Source organism: Streptomyces sp. NBC_00454 (genome assembly GCF_041434015.1).
Taxonomy (GTDB): domain Bacteria; phylum Actinomycetota; class Actinomycetes; order Streptomycetales; family Streptomycetaceae; genus Streptomyces.
This window is the reverse complement of sequence record NZ_CP107907.1, coordinates 6,243,657-6,263,725: the sequence shown is the minus strand read 5'-3', so window position 1 is coordinate 6,263,725 and position 20,069 is coordinate 6,243,657. Positions and strand designations below refer to the sequence as shown.

Below are 20,069 nucleotides of genomic sequence, written 5' to 3'. Positions count from 1 at the left end.
ATGACCTCCACCACCGAGCAGTTCGCCGACCTGTCGGCCACCACGCTGCTGCGCTTCGCGACCGCGGGCTCCGTCGACGACGGCAAGTCCACCCTGGTCGGACGCCTCCTGCACGACTCCAAGTCGGTCCTCACCGACCAGCTGGAAGCCGTGGAGCGGGTCTCGGCCAGCCGCGGTCAGGACACCCCCGACCTGGCGCTCCTCACCGATGGCCTGCGCGCCGAGCGTGAGCAGGGCATCACCATCGATGTGGCGTACCGCTACTTCGCGACCGCCCGGCGCCGGTTCATCCTGGCCGACACCCCCGGGCACGTGCAGTACACCCGCAACATGGTCACCGGCGCCTCCACCGCCGACCTCGCCGTGGTCCTGGTCGACGCCCGCAACGGTGTGATCGAGCAGACCCGCAGGCACGCCGCCGTCGCAGCCCTCCTCCGCGTCCCGCACGTGGTCCTGGCCGTCAACAAGATGGACCTGGTGGGCTACGAGGAATCGGTCTTCGCATCGATCGCGGAGGAGTTCACCGCGTACGCCACGGGCCTGGGCGTCCCGGAGATCACCGCGATCCCGATCTCGGCCCTGGCCGGCGACAACGTGGTCGAGCCCTCCGCACACATGGACTGGTACGGCGGCCCCACCGTCCTGGAACACCTGGAGACCGTCCCGGTCAGCCACGACCTCACCGCCTGCCCGGCGCGTTTCCCGGTGCAGTACGTGATCCGTCCGCAGAGCGCCGAACACCCCGACTACCGGGGCTACGCCGGCCAGATCGCCTCCGGCGTGCTGCGGGTCGGCGAAGCCGTCACCGTCCTGCCCTCGGGTCGCACCTCGGTCATCGAGGGCATCGACGCCCTCGGCCAGAGCGTCGACATCGCGTGGGCCCCGCAGTCGGTGACCCTGCGCCTCAAGGACGACATCGACATCTCGCGCGGCGACCTCATCGCACCGTCGTCGAGCTCCCCCGCCACCACGCAGGACGTCGTCGCGACGGTCTGCCACGTGGCGGACCAGCCCCTCGCGGTGGGCGCCCGGGTGCTGATCAAGCACACCACCCGCACGGTGAAGGCGATCGTCAAGGAGATCCCCTCGCGGCTGACCCTCGACGACCTGTCCCAGCACCCCAACCCCGGGCAGCTGGTGGCCAACGACATCGGCCGGGTCGTGGTCCGTACCGCCGAGCCCCTCGCGCTCGACTCGTACGCCGACTCGCGCCGCACCGGATCCTTCCTCCTGATCGACCCCGCGGACGGCACCACCCTGGCGGCCGGCATGGTCGGCGAATCCTTCGCCTCCACCGCCGCAACCACCATCCAGGCAGACGAAGAAGGGTGGGACTTCTGATCATGCTTGCCGACATTTACTCCACCTTCGCCAAGGAGGGCGGCCGCGTAGGCAGCGGCTCCCTCGGCAGCGGCCAGGGAGGGGTGGGGCGATGTGCGTGATGACGTACGCGCACTGCATGCGCGCCCTCACCCCCCACGAGCTGTACCTGCCCTTGTTCAGCAAACGAAGACGTGCGTCGTGACACGACGCTACGAGAGGAAGTCCTCCCGTGCCTGCCATCGGTACCTCTGCTAAGACCCTGCGCCGCGGCGTTGCCGCCGCTGCCGCCCTGCCGCTCCTGATCGGCGCGCTCGCCTCCTGCGGCTACGGCTCCGAGGCCAAGAAGGACGGCGCCGCGACCGCGAGCGCCTCCGCCGACACCGGCAAGAAGCTCTCCGCCTCCGAGGTCCGCATCGGGTACTTCCCGAACCTGACGCACGCCACCGCTCTGGTCGGCCTCCAGGAAGGCCTGATCGCCAAGGAGCTCGGCTCCACCACGATCAAGCCGCAGACCTTCAACGCCGGCCCGTCCGAGATCGAAGCCCTCAACGGCGGCTCTCTCGACATCGGTTTCATCGGCCCCTCGCCGTCGATCAACGGCTACGTGAAGTCCAAGGGTTCGAACCTGCGGATCATCTCCGGCTCCGCCTCCGGCGGCGTGAAGCTGGTCGTGAACCCGGAGAAGATCAAGACCCTGGACGACCTCAAGGGCAAGAAGATCGCCACCCCGCAGAAGGGGAACACGCAGGACGTCGCGTTCCTCAACTGGATCGCCGAAAAGGGCTGGAACGTCGACCCCGAGTCCGGCAAGGGCGACGTCTCCGTCGTCCGCACCGACAACAAGGTCACCCCGGACGCCTTCAAGCAGGGCTCCATCGACGGCGCCTGGGTGCCGGAGCCCACGGCCTCCAAGCTCGTCTCCGACGGCGGCTCCGTCCTCCTCGACGAGACCTCCCTGTGGCCCGACAAGAAGTTCGTGATCACGAACGTCATCGTGTCGCAGAAGTTCCTCAAGGAGCACCCGGACGTGGTCGAGGCCGTGCTCAAGGGCACGGTCAAGACCAACGAGTGGATCAACGCCAACCCGGACAAGGCCAAGGCCTCCGCCAACGCCAAGCTCGCGGCCGACGGCGGCAAGCCGCTCGACGCGAAGGTCATCGACCCGGCGTGGACGTCGATCCTGGTCACCGACGACCCGCTGGCGAGCACCCTGAAGACCGAGTCGGACTGGGCGGTCAAGGCCAAGCTCATCGAGCAGCCCGAACTGGCCGGCATCTACGACCTGTCGCTGCTGAACAAGGTCCTCAAGGCCGCCGGCAAGCCCGAGGTCTCCGACGCCGGTCTCGGCGCCAAGTAAGTCCGTAGCCCAGACAATCCCAGGAGGTGACGACCATGGCCACCACGCTCGCCAAGGCTGCCGAGGGCACCGCCGCGGAGCAGCACGAGTACGCCGCCCGCATCGAGCACGTCTCGAAGTCCTTCTCCGGCCCGGCCGGATCGCAGCTCGTCCTGGACGACATCAGCCTCGATGTCGCTCCCGGCGAGTTCGTCACCATCCTGGGTGCCTCCGGGTGTGGCAAGTCCACCCTGCTCAACCTGGTCGCGGGACTGGACAAGCCGTCCGTGGGGTCGATCGAGACCCCCGGCGGCCGTCCGGCCCTGATGTTCCAGGAGCACGCCCTCTTCCCGTGGCTCACCGCGGGCAAGAACATCGAACTCGCCCTGCGCCTGCGCGGCGTGGCCAAGGCCGACCGCAAGCCGGAGGCCGAGCGCCTCCTGGAGCTGGTCCGCCTGGGCGGCTCCTACGGCAAGCGGGTCCACGAGCTGTCCGGCGGCATGCGCCAGCGCGTGGCGCTGGCCCGGGCCCTCGCCCAGGACAGCCGGCTCCTCCTCATGGACGAGCCCTTCGCCGCCCTCGACGCCATCACCCGCGACGTACTGCACGGCGAACTCACCCGCATCTGGGCCGAGACCGGTCTGTCCGTCCTCTTCGTCACGCACAACGTGCGCGAGGCGGTCCGGCTCGCCCAGCGCGTGGTCCTGCTCTCCTCGCGCCCCGGCCGGGTCGCGAAGGAATGGACCGTGGGCATCCCCCAGCCCCGCCGCATCGAGGACGCGGACGTGGCCGAGCTGTCCCTTGAGATCACTGAACACCTGCGTGGGGAGATCCGCCGCCATGGCCAGCACTGACACCACCCCGAAGGCGAAGGCCGACGATCTCGCCGGACTCGAAGCGGGCCTCGACGCCCTCGACGCCGTCCAGACCCACCGCACCCCGGTCCGGGAAGTCCTCGTCAAGAAGGTCCTCCCGCCGTTCCTCTCGGTCGGACTCGTCCTGGTGGTGTGGCAGGTCCTCGTCTCGGCGAAGGTCGTCGAGGAGACCAAGCTGCCCGCGCTGTCCGCGGTCTGGGACAGCCTGTCCGACATGTGGCTCAAGGGCACCCTGATCGAGGTCGTCTGGACCAGCGTCTCCCGCGGTCTGCTCGGCTTCCTCCTGGCCCTGGCCATCGGTACGCCGCTGGGCCTGCTCGTCTCCCGGGTCAAGTTCGTCCGGGCCGCGATCGGCCCGATCCTCCAGGGCCTGCAGTCCCTGCCCTCGGTCGCCTGGGTTCCCCCGGCCGTCCTCTGGTTCGGCCTCAACGACACCATGATGTACACGGTGATCCTGCTGGGCGCCGTACCGTCCATCGCCAACGGGCTCGTCTCCGGCGTCGACCAGATCCCGCCGCTGTACCTGCGGGCCGGCCGCACCCTCGGCGCCACGGGCCTGCGGGGCGCCTGGCACATCGTCCTGCCGGCCGCGCTGCCGGGCTACGTCGCCGGCCTCAAGCAGGGCTGGGCCTTCTCCTGGCGTTCGCTCATGGCCGCGGAGCTCATCGCCTCCTCGCCCGACCTGGGCCTGGGACTGGGCCTGTTGCTGGAGAACGCCCGCAACAACATCGACCTGCCCGGCGTGTTCCTCGCGATCATCCTGATCCTGGTCGTCGGCATCGCCATCGACCTGCTGATCTTCAGCCCGGCCGAGCGGTGGGTGCTGCGCACCCGCGGCCTGCTGGTCAAGAGCTGATCACCGTGCACGCGCACTCCACGCATTCCCCCGCCCTGCTGGTCATAGCCCACGGCAGCCGCGATCCGCGGCACGCGGCCACCGTGCACGCCCTCACCGGGCGGGTACGGGCGCTGCGGCCGGGACTGCGCGTGGAAACGGCCTTCCTGGACTTCGACACCCCGACCGTCGACCAGGTGGTGGCTTCCCTCTACCTGTCGGGCGTACGGGAGATCGTGGCCCTGCCGCTGCTCCTGACGCGGGCGTTCCACGCGAAGTCCGACATCCCGGCGGTGCTCGCGGGAGCCGGATCCCACCTACCGGACCTCTCCATCCGCATCGCGGACGTACTCGGCCCTTCCCCGCTGCTGCTCGCGAACCTGGAGCGCCGCCTGTGGGAAGCCGGCCTCACCCCGGCGGACCGCGCCACCACCGGTGTGGTGCTCGCGTCCGCCGGTTCCTCGGACCCGGAGGCGATCGCAGTGATCGCTGAAATCGCGCGGGAGTGGCGGCACACCGGTTGGTGCGCCGTGCGGCCTGCGTTCGCCTCCGCTGCTCTCCCCCGGACGGAGGACGCCGTCCGTGCGCTGCGCGCGGAAGGCGTCCGCCGGATCGCGGTGGCCCCGTACGTGATCGCCCCCGGCCGGCTCCCGGACCGCATCGCGGCCGGCGCCGAAGCCGCGGGCGCGGATGTCGTCTCCGCCGTCCTGGGCCCTTCCCCGGAACTGGCCCGCCTGTTGCTCCGCCGGTACGACGCGGCTGCCCTGTCCCGGATCCCGGCCCTGACGGCGTAGCCGCTGCGCGGAGCCTGGTCCCCGCCCCACCCTTCGCCCGTTCCCCGGGGCTCCGCCCCAGACCCCGCGCCTCAAACGCCGGCGAGGCTGGATTTTGCCCGGCGGGGCTGGAAGATGCCGCGCAGCGGCAACATCCAGCCCCGCCGGCGTTTGAGGCGCGGGTCCGGGCAGAGCCCGGTTTCGGGAAGGGGCGGGGTGGGGGAAGGCTCCGCGCAGCGGCTCAGGCCCGCGCCGCCGCCTCGTCGGCCAGGGCCGTCAGGTCCTCAATGGACATCGCGCCCGGCGGAAGGCCCTCCCGGGCAAAGATATTGGCCGCGTGCCGCAGCGTGTCGTTCACCGGGGTGGCCACCCCATGAAGCCGCCCGAGCATCACGATCTCCCCGTTGAGGTAGTCGGCCTCAACCGACCCCGCCCCCCGCGCCAGCGACTGCCAGGACGACCCGCCCCGCACCCCGGCCGGCTGGTCCACCTTGCCGTCGCGCGCCGCGGACTGCTCGGCCTCCGAGGCGAAAGAGATGCCCGCGGCCTCGTACACGGCCTTGCCCTCGCGGATCGCCCGCAGCAGCAGCGCGCCCTTCGCCGGCTCCGGTTCCGGTCCCGTCGTCGCCTGGATCGCGTTGCCCAGGTTGCCCAGCAGCTTCGCGTACTTCCACCGCATCACGTCGTCGACGACCGGCGCCTCGAAGCCCGCCTTCTCCAGGTCGGTGGCGATCCGCCGGGCCTTGCCGTCCGCCGGGCCGCCGGCGGCCCGCCCGATGTGCAGGATCCCGGTCAGCGGGGCGCACAGCGCGGACACCGTCCCGGGCTCCAGGAACGTCGCCGGCAGCCACACGCAGACCCCGTACACGCGCGCGAAGCGCCGTAGGGCGAGGCGTTCGCTCTCCACGCCGTTCTGCGCGCACAGCACCGGTAGCCGCTGGGCCGCGGTGCCGCCGCCCGCGACCTCGGCGTCGCCCCACGCGTCGAGCGCGGCGATGGCGTCCTGGGTCTTGACCGTCAGCAACAGGACGTCGTCCGACCGCAGTTCGCCCAGATCTCCCGGCCCGCCGACCACGGGCAGCCGGTGGACGCGCTCCCCGTCCGCCGTCGTGAGCCGCAGCCCGTCCGCCCGGAGGGCCTCCGCGTGGGCGCCCCGCGCGACGAGGACGACCTCGCTGCCGGAGTCCGCGAGCCGTCCGCCGATGGTCGCGCCGATCGCCCCGGCGCCGATGATGATGTAACGCATGCCCACGAGCCTGGCACATCCGCGGCCCTGGGCTACCGTCGGGCCATGTCTGTTGACGTGGATGAGACGTTCGCCCTCGGCGGGGACCTGCCCCTGCGCCGCCTCGGCCTCGGCACCGGCGGCCTGGTCGGCGCCGGCTACTGGGGCCCGCGCGGCAGCCGCGCCGAAGCCCGTACGGTGCTGCGCGCGGCCGTGGAGCGCGGGGTCACCCTGATCGACACCGCCGACAACTACGGCCCCGGCCTCGCCGAGGAGCTGGTCGCCGAGGCCCTCCACCCGTACGCGGAGGGGCTGGTGGTCTCCACCAAGGGCGGGGTGGTGCGCACGGGGCCCGACCAGTGGCACGTGGCGGGCCGCCCGCAGGAACTCCGGGCGATGTGCGAGGCGAGCCTGAGCAGGCTGCGCCTGGACCGGATCGACCTCTACCAGCTGCACCGCTTCGACCCCGCCGTCCCGATGGCGGAGCAGCTGGGCGCGCTGGCCGAGCTCCGGGCGGAGGGGAAGATCCGCCACATCGGGCTGAACACGGTGACGGCGCAGCAGCTGCGCGAAGCCCTCGCCCTGGTCCCGGTGGCCAGCGTCCAGAACCCGTACAACCTGCTCGACCGCACCTCGGCGGAGCTCCTCGCCCTCTGCGAGGAGCGCGGCATCGCCTTCCTCCCCTACTACCCGCTGGGCAGCGGCGCCCTGACCCGCGAGAGCGCGGCCGCGCTGACTGCGGTGGCCGCCGAACACGGCGCGTCCACCGGCCAGATCGCCCTGGCCTGGCTGCTCCACCACTCCCCGGTCCTCTGCCCTTCCCCGGGCACCGGCTCCCCGGCCCACCTGGCGGAGAACCTGGACGCGGCCACGATCCACCTGACCGCGCGCGAGACGGCCCTGCTGGACGGACTGGCGGGCTGAGCCACTGGCCGGCCGGCTGGGGTACGCGATTCAGGTCCCGCGCCGGTACCCGCCGGGCGGCGTCCCGTACATGCGCTTGAACGCGTCGGCGAAGGCGAACTCGGAGGCGTAGCCCACCTGGACCGCGATGGACCTCAACGGCGCCTTGGAGGCCCGCAGCAGGCGGGCCGCCGTGGTCATCCGCCACCAGGTCAGGTAGCCGAGGGGCGGCCGCCCGACCAGGGCCGCGAAGCGTCTGGCGAACGCCGCCCGGGACAGACCGGCTTCGGCGGCCAGCGCCGCCACCGTCCACGGGGCCGCCGGGTCCCGGTGGATGGCGGCCAGGGCTGTGGTGACGCAGGTGTCGTTGAGTGCGGCGGCCCAGCCGGTGGTGTTCCCCCGGGCGGGCTGTTCGGCGAACCAGATGCGCAGGATGTACAGCAGCAGGGTGTCCAGGAGCGCCGGGACGACCGCGTCCATGCCCAGGCGGCGGTCGTCCAGCTCGGCGGCCAGGAGCTCCACGGCCGAGCGCAGCTCCCGGTGGCGGCCCTCGTCCGCGGGAAGGTGGATCCGGTCGGGCAGGGTGTGCAGCAGCGGGTGGGCGCGGTCCGGGTCGAGCTGGTAGGTCCCGCAGAGCAGTGCCGTGACCGGGCCCTGCGCTCCGGAGCGGTCGACGCTGTCGGAGGCGTAGGGCTCGGACGGCAGGGGTCCGTCGGGTCCGCAAGGGGTCACCGGTGCCGGGGTGGCGGGGCTGTCGGCCAGGGTGTGGCCATGGCCGCGGGGCATGAACAGCACGTCGCCCGCGCCGAGCCGGAGGGGTTCCGCGCCGGAATCGAGCAGCCAGCAGCGGCCCTGGAGGACCACCTGGAATCCCGCGGATCCCGGGACGGTGGCGAACTCCTGCGCCCACGGCGCGTGCCACCGTACGTGCGCCGACCAGGGCCGGCCGGTCCGCATCACCTCGATGACGTCACTGAGTACATCCATGCGCAGAGGGTACGGGCATGAGACGCAGCCGTATGAACAGGGCTCTTTGACGCATGGATCATCTCCCGGCACCTTCCTAGATTGGTGGCATGACGATGATGAAGAGCGCGAGGATCCACGAGTTCGGCGGCGCGTCCGTGATCCGGTACGAGGATGTTCCCCGGCCCCTGCCGGCCGCCGGCGAGGTGCTGCTCCGGGTCGCCGCGACCTCGTTCAATCCCACCGAAGCCGCCCTGCGCGGCGGGTTGTTGCAGGCCTTCCTGCCCGTGGAGCTGCCCTACGCGCTCGGCTGGGACGTTGCCGGGACGGTCGCCGCGGTCGGCCCGGGTGCACGGGGGTTCGCGGTCGGGGACCGCGTCATCGGCCGGCTCGACGGTGCGGGTGGGGCCGCGCAGTACGTACGGGCGCCCGTCGCCACGCTGGTCCCGGCGCCCGCCTCGCTCCCCCTCGCGCACGCCGCGGCCCTGCCCGTGGCCGGCCTCACGGCCTGGCAGGCGGTCTTCGAGCACGGGAAGGTGGCCGCCGGTCAGCGGGTCCTGGTCAACGGCGCGGGCGGAGGGGTCGGAGGCTTCGTGACCCAGCTCGCCAAGTGCGCCGGAGCCGAGGTGGTCGCCACGGCCAGCGCCCGCAGCGCCGCGGCGGTCCGACTGCAGGGGGCCGACGAGGTGGTCGACTACACCGCCGGGCCGGTGGGCGGCGCACTCGACGGGCCGGTGGACACACTGCTGAACCTGGTCCCGCTGAGCCCGCCGGACTCCGCCGCTCTGGCCTCCCTGGTCCGGCCCGGCGGACGGATCGTCTCGATCGCGACCCCGCTGGAGCCGCCCGCCGCCTCCGGCGTGAGCGCGATGCACATGGTCGCCCGCAACGACCCGGCGCAGCTGGCCGCGCTCGTGGCCCTCGTCGACGCGGGCACGGTCACCGTGGACGTCAGCGCGTCACGTCCGCTGTCCGACCTCGCCGATGTCCACCGCCTCGGCGAGGCAGGACGGATCCGGGGCAAGGTCGTCCTCGTACCGTGAGCCCGGACCGACGGGGCTGACGGGGCTGACGGGGCCTACGGGGAACTCCCCCTCAGGCTCCGGTCAGTTCGACGAGCTTGGCGACCGTGTTCCAGTTGCGGGAGGTGACGTCGAGGCCCTTCACCACGGCCGGCCTCGCGAGGGCTTCGCCCAGCTTCGAGCGGCCGAGGCCGTTCGGGGCGTAGAGGTAGATCACCCGGTCGCCGACGCGGTACTCCTCCGGGAGGTACGCGGGTCCGTCGATCGAGGCGAAGCGGGACTCGGCGGGCTGCTCCGAGCAGAAGGTGGCGTGGAGCTGCTTGCCTTCGAGTTCGGCGGCCGGGAAGGGGCAGGCGTCGGCCACGGCGCGCAGGTAGGTCCCGTCGACCACGAGGCAGGGGACCCGGAAGCCGAAGTGGGCTTCGATGGCGGCCTCCAGCTCGCGGGCGAGGGCCTCGGGGGCCTTCTTCGCGGCGGTGGCGAAGACGGCGTTGCCGCTCTGCAGGTACGTCTCCACGTCCGTATGGCCGAGGCCGGCCAGGACGGTCCTCAGTTCGGCCATCGGGACCTTCTTGTTCCCGCCGACGTTGATGCCGCGCAGCAGCGCCGCGTACTTCCGAATGGTCATGCCCGAACGATAGGGCGGCCCTGTGACATTCCGGCCCCTTCGGATGATGGGGTCCCTGCCGCCAGTTCGGCCTCGATCAGGTCTGCGGCCCGCCGCGTGCCGCCCTCGGTGGCCATCTGTGCGCGGATCGCCTGCGCCCGCGCCGCCACCTCCGGGTCGGCGACCAGGGTGAGGACGGCCTCGCGCAGGGCGGCGGCGTCGGCCTCGGCCATCGGGAGGTGGCGGGCCACGCCGAGGGCGGCCAGCATGTCGGCGTTGCCGAACTGGTCGACGGCCTGCGGGACCGCGACCATTGGGGTGCCGGTGGCCAGTCCCTCCTGGCTGCCGCCCGCGCCCGCGTGTGTGATGAAGGCGTCGGCCCGGCGCAGGATGTCGAGTTGGGGAACCCAGCGGTGGACTTCGGCGTTGGCGGGGATCTCGCCGAGCTCGGCCTCGTCGGTGAACTTGCCGATCTGCAGCACCACGTGCCAGTCGGGCAGGTCCCGGAAGGCCTCCAGGCAGGCGCGGTAGAAGGCGGGCTGTCGGGTGAAGGTGGAGCCGAGGGAGACCAGGAGGATCTTCTTTCCTTCGGCCCGCGCCGGGCTCCGCCACGTCCCCTGGGTGGCGCTGCGGTCGCCCTGACAGGCCCCGACGAAGGTGTACACGGCTTCGTCGACCCGGTCGGCGTGCGGCTGGAGGGCGCGCGGGATGAGTACGAGGCTGCGGCGGGGCCGCCCGACGAACCGGTCGCTGTCCTCGTCGATGCCGTTCTCGTCGAGCCAGGAGCGGAAGCGGGCGTAGTACTCCTTCCCGCGCTCGGAGGCGCGCAGCTCGGCGTACATCGGCTCGGCGACCTCCTCCTCGTAGCCGGTCCAGGCGACCAGGTTCGGGGAGAGGGAGACGGCGGGGACCCCCCAGCGGTGGGCGAGGACGATCGCCGGGTAGGCGGTGATGTCGTGGAGGACGAGGTCCGGCTCGTCGCCCTCGAAGGCGGCCGCCAGCTGCGGGAGCGCCTGGACGGCGTCGGCGAGGAAGGGCTCGATGTTGTCGATGAGCTCGGTGCCCCAGGCCTCGGGGTCGTCCTCGGTGGGGAGGGTGGAGTTCCAGATCACCGGGGTGGCCCCCGTTTCGGCGATCTTGTCCGCGTAGGCGGCGGGGACGGCGTAGCTGACTCGGTGGCCGCGGTCGACGAGTTCCCGGATCACTTCGATGCTCGGATTCACGTGACCGGCGGCGGCTATGGAGAACATGGCGATGTGGGCGGGCCGGCCCGGCAGGCCGTGGGCTGAGGTCATACCGAAACCCTAACGAGACGAGACGTCTCGTTCAACTCAAAAAGGGTCGGCCGGGTGCGAAACTTGGCGCATCGCGATCACCCCGGGACTCCACCGAGCCCCCGGGACACCCGGAGCACCCGGAGCACCGGGACGGACGGCGCAGAACGGCGGAGAACGGCATGGACGAGGCACGGGCCAGGGACGCACTGACGGCGGCGGGCCTCGCCGCACGGGCCGACTCCCCCGAGCTGCTGGCCCTCGGCGAGAACGCCGTCTTCGCGCTCGGCGACGGCCTCGTCGCCAAGGTCGGCCGGGAGGCGGCGCTGCTGCCCCGCGCCGAGCTGGAGCTCGCGGTGGCGGGCTGGCTCGCGCAGTCCGGGGTCCCGGCGGTCCGCGCGGCCGAGCCGGAGCCCCGGCTGGTCGACGGGCACCCGGTGACGGTGTGGCACCGGCTCCCCGACGCGGTCCGCCCCGCCGGCCCCGAGGACCTCGCGGTGCTGCTGCGGCAGATCCACGCCCTGCCCGCGCCCCCCTTCGTACTGCCCCCGCGGGATCTGCTGGGCGGGGTCGAGCGCTGGCTCCGGCTCGCGGGCGAGGCGATCGACCCGGCGGACGCGCAGTACCTGCGGGCCCGCCGCGACGGGTACGCCTCCGAGGTCGCCGCCCTCACCCCCCACCTGGCACCCGGCCCGATCCACGGCGACGCGCTGCCCCGCAACGTCCACGTGGGCGCGGACGGACCGTTCCTGGTCGACCTGGAGACGGTCTCCTTCGACCTGCGCGAACACGACCTGGTGGTGATGGCCCTGTCCCGCGACCGCTACGGCCTGCCCGCCGGGTCCTACGAGGCGTTCGTGACCGCCTACGGGTGGGACGTGCGCGAATGGGAGGGCTGCACGGTCCTGCGCGGCGCCCGCGAAACGGCCAGCTGCGCCTGGGTCTCCCAGCACGCCCCGGCCAACCCGAAGGCCCTGGCCGAATTCCGCCGCCGGGTCGACTCCCTGCGCGAGGGCGACACGGAAACCCGCTGGCACCCGTTCTAGCGGTGCCGTATCAATTCCCGCATATGAACATACCCGTCACCATCCATCAGGCCCGGCTCGGCCAGGCGGAGTTCAAGGTCATCCGCCCGGCCCGGCCGCCGGCCCGCGCGGTGCTCGTCGACCGGGACCGGTTCCTGAACCTCTCCCTCGACCGGCACGCCGCACGGCTGACCGCCGGGCTGTGGTCGATGGCCGCCTCCTCCCCCCGCTCGCTGATCCACCTGCCGATCCGGACCAACACGGATCCCGAGGCCGATCCGCTGGACCCCGGCGCGCGGCGGCTCGACCTCGTCCTGCTGCACCATTCGCTGCGGTTCCCGCCCTCCCGCTGGAAGGAGCTGCGCGCGAGGCTGGGTCCGGGCCGCCGGCAGACCGTGGCGCCGCCCGCTCCGGCGTCCTTCACCGAAGCCGGGGCCGGCGAGCTGCGGGTACGCCATCACGCGGAGAACCGGGACCTGTTCCACCAGCACCTCCACGCCGACACCCTCTTCATGACCGGCAGCGCGAAGCTGTTCCGCGAGACCGCCCGCCACTTCTTCGACATCGCCCTGTACGGTCCCGGGCACGTGGCACGTTCCGGCGGCTACGCGCACTACTGCACCGAGTTCCACTCTCTCGACGGGATCCTCGGCAACGCGCGCGAGGTCCACATCGAGTACCGGGGCCGGTGGGATCCGCAGGAGCCGGAGAAGCAGGCCTGGAACGACCGTTGACGTCCCGAAGATCCCCGGAGGAGTTGGCTCGTGCGTGAGCAGGCAGGGCCGGCCGCGGCGGCCTTGGCCGTGGTCGTGGGCCTCATGACGACGGCCGTCCTGGCGCCGCCCGCCGCATCCGCCGCCTCGTCCGCCGCCGGGCCGGACGGCGTGCAGCGGGGCCTGAACGCGCTGGTGCGCTCCGACGGCCTGCCCGCCGCGCTGGCGAGCGTCGAGGACCGCGAGGGCCGTACCCGGACCTACACCTCGGGGGTGGGCGACCTGGCCACCGGCTCGCCGGTGCCGGTCGACGGACAGGTCCGGATCGGCAGCAACACCAAGGTGTTCACGGCGGTGGTCACCCTGCAGCTGGTCGGCGAGGGGAGGATCGACCTCGACGCCTCCGTCGACACCTATCTGCCCGGGCTCGTCCGCGGGGAGGGCATCGACGGACGCGAGATCACCGTCCGCAGGCTCCTCCAGCACACCAGCGGGCTTCCCGACTACGAGGACCTCGTCGGCGACGACATGCTCCGGCGCCAGTACCTCGACCCCCGCGAACTCCTGGACCTCGCCCTGCGGCGCACGGCCGAGTTCGCCCCGGGGGCGAGATGGCAGTACAGCAACACGAACTACGTGGTGGCCGGCCTGATCATCGAGGAGGTCACCGGCCTGCCCCTCGCGGAGGAGATCGAGGAGCGCGTCATCCGGCGCATCGGGCTGCGCCACACCTACTTCCCCGCCCCCGGGGACACGACCGTCCGGGAACCGCACCCCCGGGGCTACCAGTGGGACCCGGCGGGCGCGCCGGTGCGGGAGGTCACGGAGATCGACCCCTCGGCGGGCTGGGCGGCGGGCCAGCTGATCTCCACCGACTCCGACCTCGACCGGTTCTTCGGCGCGCTCCTGGCCGGCCGGCTCCTCCCGGCGGCCCAGCTCGCCCAGATGCGCACCACCGTCCCCATCGGGGACTCCGGGGCCGGCTACGGACTGGGGATCGTGAGCAGGCCGCTGTCGTGCGGCGGTGTCTACTGGGGCCACGGCGGTGACATCCCTGGATACGAGACCCGGGGCGGAGCCACCGATGACGGCCGCGCCGCCCACGTCACGGTGACCGCGATCCCGGCGGACCCGGCGGTCACGGCCCGTCTGGAGGACGTCGTGGACAGGGGCCTGTGCCGGAGCTGAACCGCGCCCGATGACGGTCCCGACGGTCCGGGCTCACGCCCCCGCGGCCACCAGCCCCCGCAGCGGCCACGCCGGGTCGATCACCGCGTCCGGGCTGCCCTGCCCCCGCAGGTACGCCTGGAAGTCCCGGGCCCAGCGCTCGTGCCAGTCGCCCTGGCGGGCGTGCAGGGCGGCGGGGGCGAGGGCGGCCACCTCCGGGTGGCGGGCGGCTATCGCACGGGCCACGCCCACCGCGGCCAGCGCGTCCGCCCCGGCGTCGTGCGCGGCGTCGAGGGTGACCCCGTACACCCCGCAGACCGCCTCCAGCGTGCGCTTGCCGCGCCGGTAGCGGTCGACGGCCCGGTCTATGGTCAGCGGATCCACCACGGGCCCGGTCTCCGCGCCGCCCAGCCGGTCGGCGAGCGAGGGCAGTCCGTGCCGGGCGAGCTCGGCCGTCAGCAGGGTCAGGTCGAAGGCCGCGTTGTAGGCGACGACGATCGCCCCGGCCCGCCAGTGCTCGACCAGCGCCGCCGCGATCTCGTCCGCGACCTCCCGCACCGGCCGGCCCTCCGCGACCGCCCGCTCGGTGCTGATGCCGTGGATCGCGGAGGCCTGTTCCGGGATCGGTATCCCGGGATCCGCGAGCCACGTGCACCGGCCGTAGACCTCGCCGCCGCGCACCTCGACCACCGCGGCCGTCACGATCCGCGACTCCCCCGGCTCCGTACCGGTCGTCTCCAGGTCGAACCCGATCAGCACTCCGCCGTGCCAGTCCCCCATGCCGTGCAAGTCCACCCCGTGCCCCTCCCCCACCCGTACCCGTACTTCGGTCAACGACTTTCAGCCTGCCACGGGCCACTGACAGTCAGGACACCGGGCGGGAATCCTGCCAGATCGACTCGAATTCCTCACGGTACGTCGGGAAGAGTCCGTGCTCGGCATCGCGGCCGTCGCGCCCGGCCTCGCGCGGGGCGCCGCGACCGCCGCCGCGCAGGACCAGGACGGGGGCCTCCATGCCGCGGGCGCGGCGCAGGTACGACTGGACCACTGCGATGCCCGAGGATTCGCCCTCCACCAGGTAGGCGGTGAAGCGCGGGGTCTCGTCGAAGACGTGGATCTCGAAGCCCGAGGCGTCCCGCAGCCCCGCCCGGACCCGCCGCACGTGCAGGATGTTCATCTCCACCGAGCGGCTCAGCTCGCCCTTGCGCAGTCCGAGCTCCCGCTCGCGCCGTTTGACGGCGCTGCTCGCCGGGTTCAGGAACAGCAGCCGCACCCGGCAGCCGGCCTCGGCGAGGCGTACGAGTCTTCGGCCCGAGAAGTTCTGGACCAGCAGGTTGAGGCCTATGCCGATCGCGTCGAGCCGGCGCGCGCCGCCGAACAGGTCCTCCGCCGGGAGCTGGCGCTGCAGCCGCACCCGGTCCGGATGGACGGAGATGACGTCCGCGTAGCGGTCTCCGACCAGGTCCTCGACGGCGTCGATCGGCAGCCGGTCCGCCGACGGCGAGCCCGCGCCGCCGCCCAGTACCTCCAGCAGCCGCGCGGAGGCCCGCTCGGCCTGTTCCAGGACGGCCCGCGACAGGGCGCGGTTGCGGGAGACGACGTTGCGCGTGACCTCGAGCTCGTCCAGGGCCTGTTCGATGTCGCGCCGGTCGTCGAAGTACGGCTCGAAGCAGGGCCAGTGCTGGACCATCAGCTCGCGCAGCTGCGGCAGGGTGAGGAAGCTGAGCACGTTGTCGTCGGCGGAGTCCAGCAGGTAGCCCTTGCGCCGGCTGACCTCCCGTACCGCGACCGCGCGCTGCACCCATTCCTGCCCGGCGGGCCCGGCGGCCGCGACCACCCAGTCGTCCCCGCCCCCGCCGTGCACGGGCTCGTAGACCGGTCGGAGCACCGCCCCGACCACCGCCCGCAGCCGCTGTTCGACCAGATTCAGCCAGATGTACGCACGGCCCGCGCGCTGGGCCCGGGTGCGGACCTCGCTCCAGGCGTCCGCGCCCCAGTCCAGCTCGGCCCCGGTCCCGGCTCCGGCCGGCTCCCGGCCGGTCCTCCCGGACTCCGGCGGGGCCAGCGACACCGCTCCGGCGGGCAGCCCGCCCGACGCCGTGCCCGCGGCGTCCGCCGGGCCTCCCTCGTGACCGCTGTCACCAGGGGGCAGCTCCAGACCTCCCGAGCTCACCCGTGCACCGCCTCCTGCGTCTGGACGCCCGTCTCCAGTGATCACGGAAGGGTACTCCGCGCGCAGGGCCCCCTGCAGCCCTATGCGGGCCGACGGTCCGTACAGCGGCTGTCCGTTGACCCATTATCCGATGTCCCCGTCATCCGATGTACCCACGGTCCGCCGACCCTCTTATCAGCTCTCCGGGTCACCCGGTAGGACCCTCCCAAGTCCCCGCGTGAGGCCCCTCTTTCGGGGAAGATCTGGCAGTGACGTGGTCCTCGCCGCAGAAGGCCAGCACAGTAGCCCGACACGGAACGGAAGAGTCGCCATCCATGCAGGTCTGGCCGGGACACGCTTATCCGCTGGGCGCCACCTACGACGGCGCCGGCACCAACTTCGCGGTTTACTCGGAAGCCGCCCGCCGCATCGAACTGTGCCTGCTGCACGACGACGGCTCGGAGACCGCGGTCGAACTGCGCGAGACCGACGCCTTCGTCCGGCACGCCTACCTGCCCGGGGTGATGCCCGGCCAGCGCTACGGGTTCCGCGTGCACGGCCCGTACGAGCCCGAGCGCGGCCGGCGCTGCAACGCGGCGAAACTGCTCCTGGACCCCTACGCGCGGGCCATCGCCGGGAGCGTCGAATGGGGCGAGGAGGTGTACGGCTACCACTTCGGCCGCCCCGACTCCCGCAACGACCTGGACTCGGCGCCCAAGAGCATGAGCTCGGTCGTGGTCAACCCGTACTTCGACTGGGCCAACGACCGGCCGCCGCGCCACGAGTACCACCACACCGTGCTCTACGAGGCCCACGTGAAGGGCCTGACGATGCGCCACCCGGACCTCCCCGAGGAATTGCGCGGCACGTACGGGGCGCTGGCCCACCCGGCCGTGATCGGGCACCTGACCAAGCTGGGCGTCACCGCGCTGGAGCTGATGCCGGTCCACCAGTTCGTCAACGACCACCGCCTCGTCGACGACGGGCTCAGCAACTACTGGGGCTACAACACCATCGGCTTCTTCGCCCCGCACAACGGCTACGCCTCCGGCGACCGCGGCCAGCAGGTGCTGGAGTTCAAGTCGGCGGTCCGGGCCCTGCACGAGGCGGGGATCGAGGTGATCCTCGACGTGGTCTACAACCACACCGCCGAGGGCAACCACCTGGGCCCGACCCTCTCCTTCCGCGGACTCGACAACGCCTCGTACTACCGGCTCGCGGACGATCCCCGGCACTACATGGACACCACCGGGACCGGGAACTCGCTGCTGATGCGCTCCCCGCACGTGCTCCAGCTGATCATGGACTCACTGCGGTACTGGGTCACCGAGATGCATGTGGACGGCTTCCGCTTCGACCTGGCGGCCACCTTGGCCCGGCAGTTCCACGAGGTGGACCGGCTGTCCTCGTTCTTCGACCTGGTGCAGCAGGATCCGGTGGTGAGCCAGGTCAAGCTGATCGCGGAGCCCTGGGACCTGGGCGAGGGCGGCTACCAGGTGGGCAACTTCCCTCCGCTGTGGACCGAGTGGAACGGCAAGTACCGGGACACGGTACGGGACCTCTGGCGCGGGCAGCCGCGCACGCTGGCCGAGTTCGCGGGGCGGCTGACGGGCTCCTCCGACCTCTACCAGGACGACGGGCGGCGCCCGCTGGCGTCGATCAACTTCACCACCTGCCACGACGGTTTCACCCTCAACGACCTGGTCTCGTACAACGAGAAGCACAACGAGGCCAACCGCGAGGGCAATCGGGACGGCGAGACCCACAACCGGTCCTGGAACTGCGGGGTGGAGGGTCCGACCGAGGACCCGGAGACGATGGAGCTGCGCGAGCGGCAGATGCGCAACTTCGCGGCCACGCTGATGCTTTCGCAGGGCGTGCCGATGATCAGCCACGGCGACGAGTTCGCCCGTACCCAGAGCGGCAACAACAACGCCTACTGCCAGGACAACGAGCTGTCCTGGGTGGAGTGGCCGGAGCCCGGCAAACCCGCGCCCGCCCTCCTGGAGTTCACCCGGCGGATGGTGTGGCTGCGGCGCGAGCACCCGGTGTTCCGGCGGCGCCGGTTCTTCCACGGCCGGCCGGTGGAGGGGACGCACGACGACCTCTCGGACATCGCCTGGTTCACCCCGCACGGCGAGGAGATGCGGGCCCGCGACTGGCAGGCTCAGCACGCGCGGGCCCTGGCGGTGTTCCTGAACGGGGAGGCGATCTCGGAGCCGGGGTCCCGCGGGGAGCGGATCACCGACGACTCGTTCCTGCTGATGTTCAACGCGGGTGCGGAACCACAGGACTTCACGGTCCCGGCCGGGCACGGCGCGCAGTGGCGCCTGGTCGTGGACACGGCGCGGGCGGATGTACTGCCACCCGGCACCGGGCCGCAGTATGCGGCCGGTGACCGGGTGACGCTGACAGGACGGTGTCTGGTGGTGCTCCAGCGGCCCGCTTAGGCGGCGCCCTCGAGGACGGGTGCGGCGGATCCGGAGCGCACGGCTGCGGACGGCGCGGCTGCGGCCTCCGAGGTCGCGGACTCCAGCTTTTCGGACTCCGCGGGGACGGCCGGGGACTGGGCCGCCGGGGCGTGCGTGCGGGCGGAGGGCACCCGGGTGACGAGGGCGAGGGTCAGGCACAGGGCGGCCGCCCCCACGGCCACCGCGAAGGCCGCGGAGGGCCCGTACCACTCGGCGAGCCGCCCGGAGACGGCCAGCGAGGCGGCCTGTCCGGCGACGAGCGAGCTGGCGGCGAAGGCCATCGACTCGGCGAGCCGGGAGGGCTCGACGACGCGCTCCGTGAGGGCGAAGGCGGTGATCAGGTGCGGGGCGTAGGCGGCCCCGAGCACGGTGACGACCACGTACAGCGGCCACAGGGTGTCGGTGAAGACCAGCGGCACGGAGAGCACGAGTGCGGCGGCGGTGGCCACCCGCCAGCGCAGCCGCAGCCCGAAGCGGGCGGGCAGCGCGCCGAGCGAGAGCCCGACGACGGCGCTGACCACGCCCATGCAGGCGTACACGATGCCGGCCTGGCCGGGGACGCCCAACTGTGCGGTGAGGGCGGCGATTCCGGCCTGGCAGCCACCGAACATGGCGCCCTGGAGGGCGAGCGAGCCGCGGACCGAGTAGACGACGCGCGGCGGCCGGACCCGGATCCGGCCCTTGTCCGTACGGAGCCTCGCGGGCGCACCGGCCGTGACGGCGGCGGTCGGGTGCAGTGCGAAGGCGGCGCCGAAGACGGCGACGAGAACGGCCGCGCCGCAGAGGGCGACGGCCGGGTGAGCGACGAGCGTGGCGAGGCCGACGAGGGCGGGTCCGAAGACGAAGGAGACCTCGTCCAGGGTGCCTTCGAGCGAGTGGATGGCGCCCACGACGCTCTCGTCGGCCTTGGCCCGGTGGGCCAGGGCCACGGAGCGGGTCCGTGCCAGCGGACCGATCAGGGGAATGGAGGCGCCGGTGACGGCGCCGATCGCGGCGAGCGGGACGGTGGCGAGGCCGGTCAGTGCCCCGGCCACGAGGGCGGCGGTCGCGCAGGCGTTGACCGCGGCGGCCGCGAGCACCACCGGGCGCTGCCCGTGGCGGTCCGCGAGCCGTCCGAGGACGGGCCCGAAGATCACCTGCCCGGCGGAGAGGGTGCCGCCGACTATGCCGGCGGTGGCCAGGGAGCCGCTGGTCTCGGCGACGAGCAGAACGCTGCCGAATTGCGACATGGCGACGGGCAGTCGGGCGAGGAAGGAAATGAGCGGGAGAAGGGGCCCGGTCAGGGCGATGACTTGACGATAGGTGTTGACGGTTCCAAACACTTGAGCAACGTTAACCCGGCGCAGTCACCCGGATGCATTGGGTAATGGCACGGAATCCCGCATCCTGGGTACGTACGTTC

The 20,069-nt window shown here is 72.4% G+C and carries 17 protein-coding genes and 1 pseudogene; 11 read left to right on the top strand and 7 right to left on the bottom strand.

The window, feature by feature from the left end; all coding sequences use genetic code 11:
• The 5 genes from OHU74_RS28715 to OHU74_RS28695 all read left to right on the top strand — a co-directional run bounded on the left by OHU74_RS28715 (position 1) and on the right by OHU74_RS28695 (position 5,163).
• On the top strand, positions 1-1,341 hold the full coding sequence (locus tag OHU74_RS28715) for a sulfate adenylyltransferase subunit 1 (protein WP_371614242.1): 1,341 nt from the start codon (positions 1-3) through the stop codon (positions 1,339-1,341).
• Positions 1,342-1,552: 211 nt separating this feature from the next.
• Positions 1,553-2,680, top strand: a complete 1,128-nt coding sequence (locus OHU74_RS28710) for an aliphatic sulfonate ABC transporter substrate-binding protein (RefSeq protein ID WP_371618541.1) — start codon at positions 1,553-1,555, stop codon at positions 2,678-2,680.
• Positions 2,681-2,715: 35 nt separating this feature from the next.
• Positions 2,716-3,513, top strand: coding sequence for an ABC transporter ATP-binding protein (locus OHU74_RS28705; protein WP_371618540.1), 798 nt, complete (start codon positions 2,716-2,718; stop codon positions 3,511-3,513).
• Positions 3,500-4,390, top strand: a complete 891-nt coding sequence (locus tag OHU74_RS28700; RefSeq protein WP_371618539.1) for an ABC transporter permease — start codon at positions 3,500-3,502, stop codon at positions 4,388-4,390. The genes OHU74_RS28705 and OHU74_RS28700 overlap by 14 nt, the downstream gene beginning before the upstream one ends.
• A 5-nt stretch (positions 4,391-4,395) precedes the next feature.
• Positions 4,396-5,163, top strand: a complete 768-nt coding sequence (locus OHU74_RS28695; protein ID WP_371618538.1) for a sirohydrochlorin chelatase — start codon at positions 4,396-4,398, stop codon at positions 5,161-5,163.
• Positions 5,164-5,383: 220 nt separating this feature from the next.
• Here OHU74_RS28695 and OHU74_RS28690 read toward each other — a convergent pair whose 3' ends face one another.
• Positions 5,384-6,388 (bottom strand): ketopantoate reductase family protein, encoded by a 1,005-nt coding sequence (locus OHU74_RS28690; protein ID WP_371618537.1) that lies wholly within the window; start codon positions 6,386-6,388, stop codon positions 5,384-5,386.
• Between the two features lie 45 nt (positions 6,389-6,433).
• Here OHU74_RS28690 and OHU74_RS28685 point away from each other — a divergent pair, with 45 nt between their 5' ends.
• Positions 6,434-7,291, top strand: a complete 858-nt coding sequence (locus OHU74_RS28685; RefSeq protein WP_371618536.1) for an aldo/keto reductase — start codon at positions 6,434-6,436, stop codon at positions 7,289-7,291.
• Between the two features lie 30 nt (positions 7,292-7,321).
• On the opposite strand, the gene OHU74_RS28680 is transcribed toward OHU74_RS28685, so the two are convergent.
• The gene (locus OHU74_RS28680) at positions 7,322-8,257 is read right to left on the bottom strand and encodes an AraC family transcriptional regulator (RefSeq protein ID WP_371618535.1); all 936 of its coding nucleotides are present in this window, start codon (positions 8,255-8,257) and stop codon (positions 7,322-7,324) included.
• A 98-nt stretch (positions 8,258-8,355) separates the two neighbouring features.
• Between OHU74_RS28680 and OHU74_RS28675 the strand changes: the two genes are divergently transcribed.
• Positions 8,356-9,279, top strand: coding sequence for an NADP-dependent oxidoreductase (locus OHU74_RS28675; protein WP_371619839.1), 924 nt, complete (start codon positions 8,356-8,358; stop codon positions 9,277-9,279).
• Positions 9,280-9,331: 52 nt separating this feature from the next.
• Here the strand turns inward: OHU74_RS28675 and OHU74_RS28670 are convergent, their stop codons facing one another.
• Together OHU74_RS28670 and mgt are read right to left on the bottom strand one after the other, a co-directional pair.
• Positions 9,332-9,886: a DUF1697 domain-containing protein gene (locus tag OHU74_RS28670; protein ID WP_371618534.1), complete on the bottom strand. Its 555-nt coding sequence runs from the start codon at positions 9,884-9,886 to the stop codon at positions 9,332-9,334.
• Positions 9,883-11,195: pseudogene (gene mgt / locus OHU74_RS28665) on the bottom strand (macrolide-inactivating glycosyltransferase). Before mgt ends, OHU74_RS28670 begins: the two are co-directional and overlap by 4 nt.
• 126 nt (positions 11,196-11,321) lie before the next feature.
• Between mgt and OHU74_RS28660 the strand changes: the two are divergent.
• The 3 genes from OHU74_RS28660 (at position 11,322) to OHU74_RS28650 (ending at position 14,065) form a co-directional block, all read left to right on the top strand.
• Complete coding sequence (locus OHU74_RS28660; protein ID WP_371618533.1) at positions 11,322-12,185, top strand: phosphotransferase enzyme family protein; 864 nt, start codon at positions 11,322-11,324, stop codon at positions 12,183-12,185.
• 23 nt (positions 12,186-12,208) lie between these two features.
• The gene (locus tag OHU74_RS28655) at positions 12,209-12,898 is read left to right on the top strand and encodes a hypothetical protein (RefSeq protein WP_371618532.1); all 690 of its coding nucleotides are present in this window, start codon (positions 12,209-12,211) and stop codon (positions 12,896-12,898) included.
• An 84-nt stretch (positions 12,899-12,982) separates the two neighbouring features.
• Positions 12,983-14,065, top strand: coding sequence for a serine hydrolase domain-containing protein (locus OHU74_RS28650; protein WP_371619838.1), 1,083 nt, complete (start codon positions 12,983-12,985; stop codon positions 14,063-14,065).
• Positions 14,066-14,098: 33 nt separating this feature from the next.
• On the opposite strand, the gene OHU74_RS28645 is transcribed toward OHU74_RS28650, so the two are convergent.
• Both OHU74_RS28645 and OHU74_RS28640 read right to left on the bottom strand, forming a co-directional pair.
• Positions 14,099-14,824 carry an exonuclease domain-containing protein gene (locus OHU74_RS28645; protein WP_371619837.1) on the bottom strand — a complete coding sequence of 242 codons (726 nt, stop codon included), beginning with the start codon at positions 14,822-14,824 and terminating at the stop codon, positions 14,099-14,101.
• A gap of 85 nt (positions 14,825-14,909) precedes the next feature.
• A complete protein-coding gene (locus OHU74_RS28640; protein ID WP_371618531.1) occupies positions 14,910-16,217 on the bottom strand; it encodes an SAV2148 family HEPN domain-containing protein in 1,308 nt (435 codons plus the stop codon).
• 314 nt (positions 16,218-16,531) lie between these two features.
• Here OHU74_RS28640 and glgX point away from each other — a divergent pair, with 314 nt between their 5' ends.
• Positions 16,532-18,646 carry a glycogen debranching protein GlgX gene (gene glgX, locus OHU74_RS28635; protein WP_371618530.1) on the top strand — a complete coding sequence of 705 codons (2,115 nt, stop codon included), beginning with the start codon at positions 16,532-16,534 and terminating at the stop codon, positions 18,644-18,646.
• Here glgX and OHU74_RS28630 read toward each other — a convergent pair.
• The gene (locus OHU74_RS28630) at positions 18,643-19,989 is read right to left on the bottom strand and encodes an MFS transporter (protein WP_371618529.1); all 1,347 of its coding nucleotides are present in this window, start codon (positions 19,987-19,989) and stop codon (positions 18,643-18,645) included. The genes glgX and OHU74_RS28630 overlap by 4 nt on opposite strands.
• Positions 19,990-20,069 lie beyond the last annotated feature (80 nt).

What these genes read in the sequence shown, in the direction of transcription:
- OHU74_RS28685 (WP_371618536.1), top strand. Translation starts at nt 6,434, where the DNA reads ATGTCTGTTGACGTGGATGAGACGTTCGCCCTCGGCGGGGACCTGCCC.
- OHU74_RS28680 (WP_371618535.1), bottom strand. Translation starts at nt 8,257, where the DNA reads ATGGATGTACTCAGTGACGTCATCGAGGTGATGCGGACCGGCCGGCCC.
- glgX (WP_371618530.1), top strand. Translation starts at nt 16,532, where the DNA reads ATGCAGGTCTGGCCGGGACACGCTTATCCGCTGGGCGCCACCTACGAC.
- OHU74_RS28705 (WP_371618540.1), top strand. Translation starts at nt 2,716, where the DNA reads ATGGCCACCACGCTCGCCAAGGCTGCCGAGGGCACCGCCGCGGAGCAG.
- OHU74_RS28650 (WP_371619838.1), top strand. Translation starts at nt 12,983, where the DNA reads ATGACGACGGCCGTCCTGGCGCCGCCCGCCGCATCCGCCGCCTCGTCC.
- OHU74_RS28690 (WP_371618537.1), bottom strand. Translation starts at nt 6,388, where the DNA reads ATGCGTTACATCATCATCGGCGCCGGGGCGATCGGCGCGACCATCGGC.
- OHU74_RS28645 (WP_371619837.1), bottom strand. Translation starts at nt 14,824, where the DNA reads ATGGGGGACTGGCACGGCGGAGTGCTGATCGGGTTCGACCTGGAGACG.
- OHU74_RS28700 (WP_371618539.1), top strand. Translation starts at nt 3,500, where the DNA reads ATGGCCAGCACTGACACCACCCCGAAGGCGAAGGCCGACGATCTCGCC.
- OHU74_RS28715 (WP_371614242.1), top strand. Translation starts at nt 1, where the DNA reads ATGACCTCCACCACCGAGCAGTTCGCCGACCTGTCGGCCACCACGCTG.
- OHU74_RS28670 (WP_371618534.1), bottom strand. Translation starts at nt 9,886, where the DNA reads ATGACCATTCGGAAGTACGCGGCGCTGCTGCGCGGCATCAACGTCGGC.
- OHU74_RS28660 (WP_371618533.1), top strand. Translation starts at nt 11,322, where the DNA reads ATGGACGAGGCACGGGCCAGGGACGCACTGACGGCGGCGGGCCTCGCC.
- OHU74_RS28655 (WP_371618532.1), top strand. Translation starts at nt 12,209, where the DNA reads ATGAACATACCCGTCACCATCCATCAGGCCCGGCTCGGCCAGGCGGAG.
- OHU74_RS28675 (WP_371619839.1), top strand. Translation starts at nt 8,356, where the DNA reads ATGAAGAGCGCGAGGATCCACGAGTTCGGCGGCGCGTCCGTGATCCGG.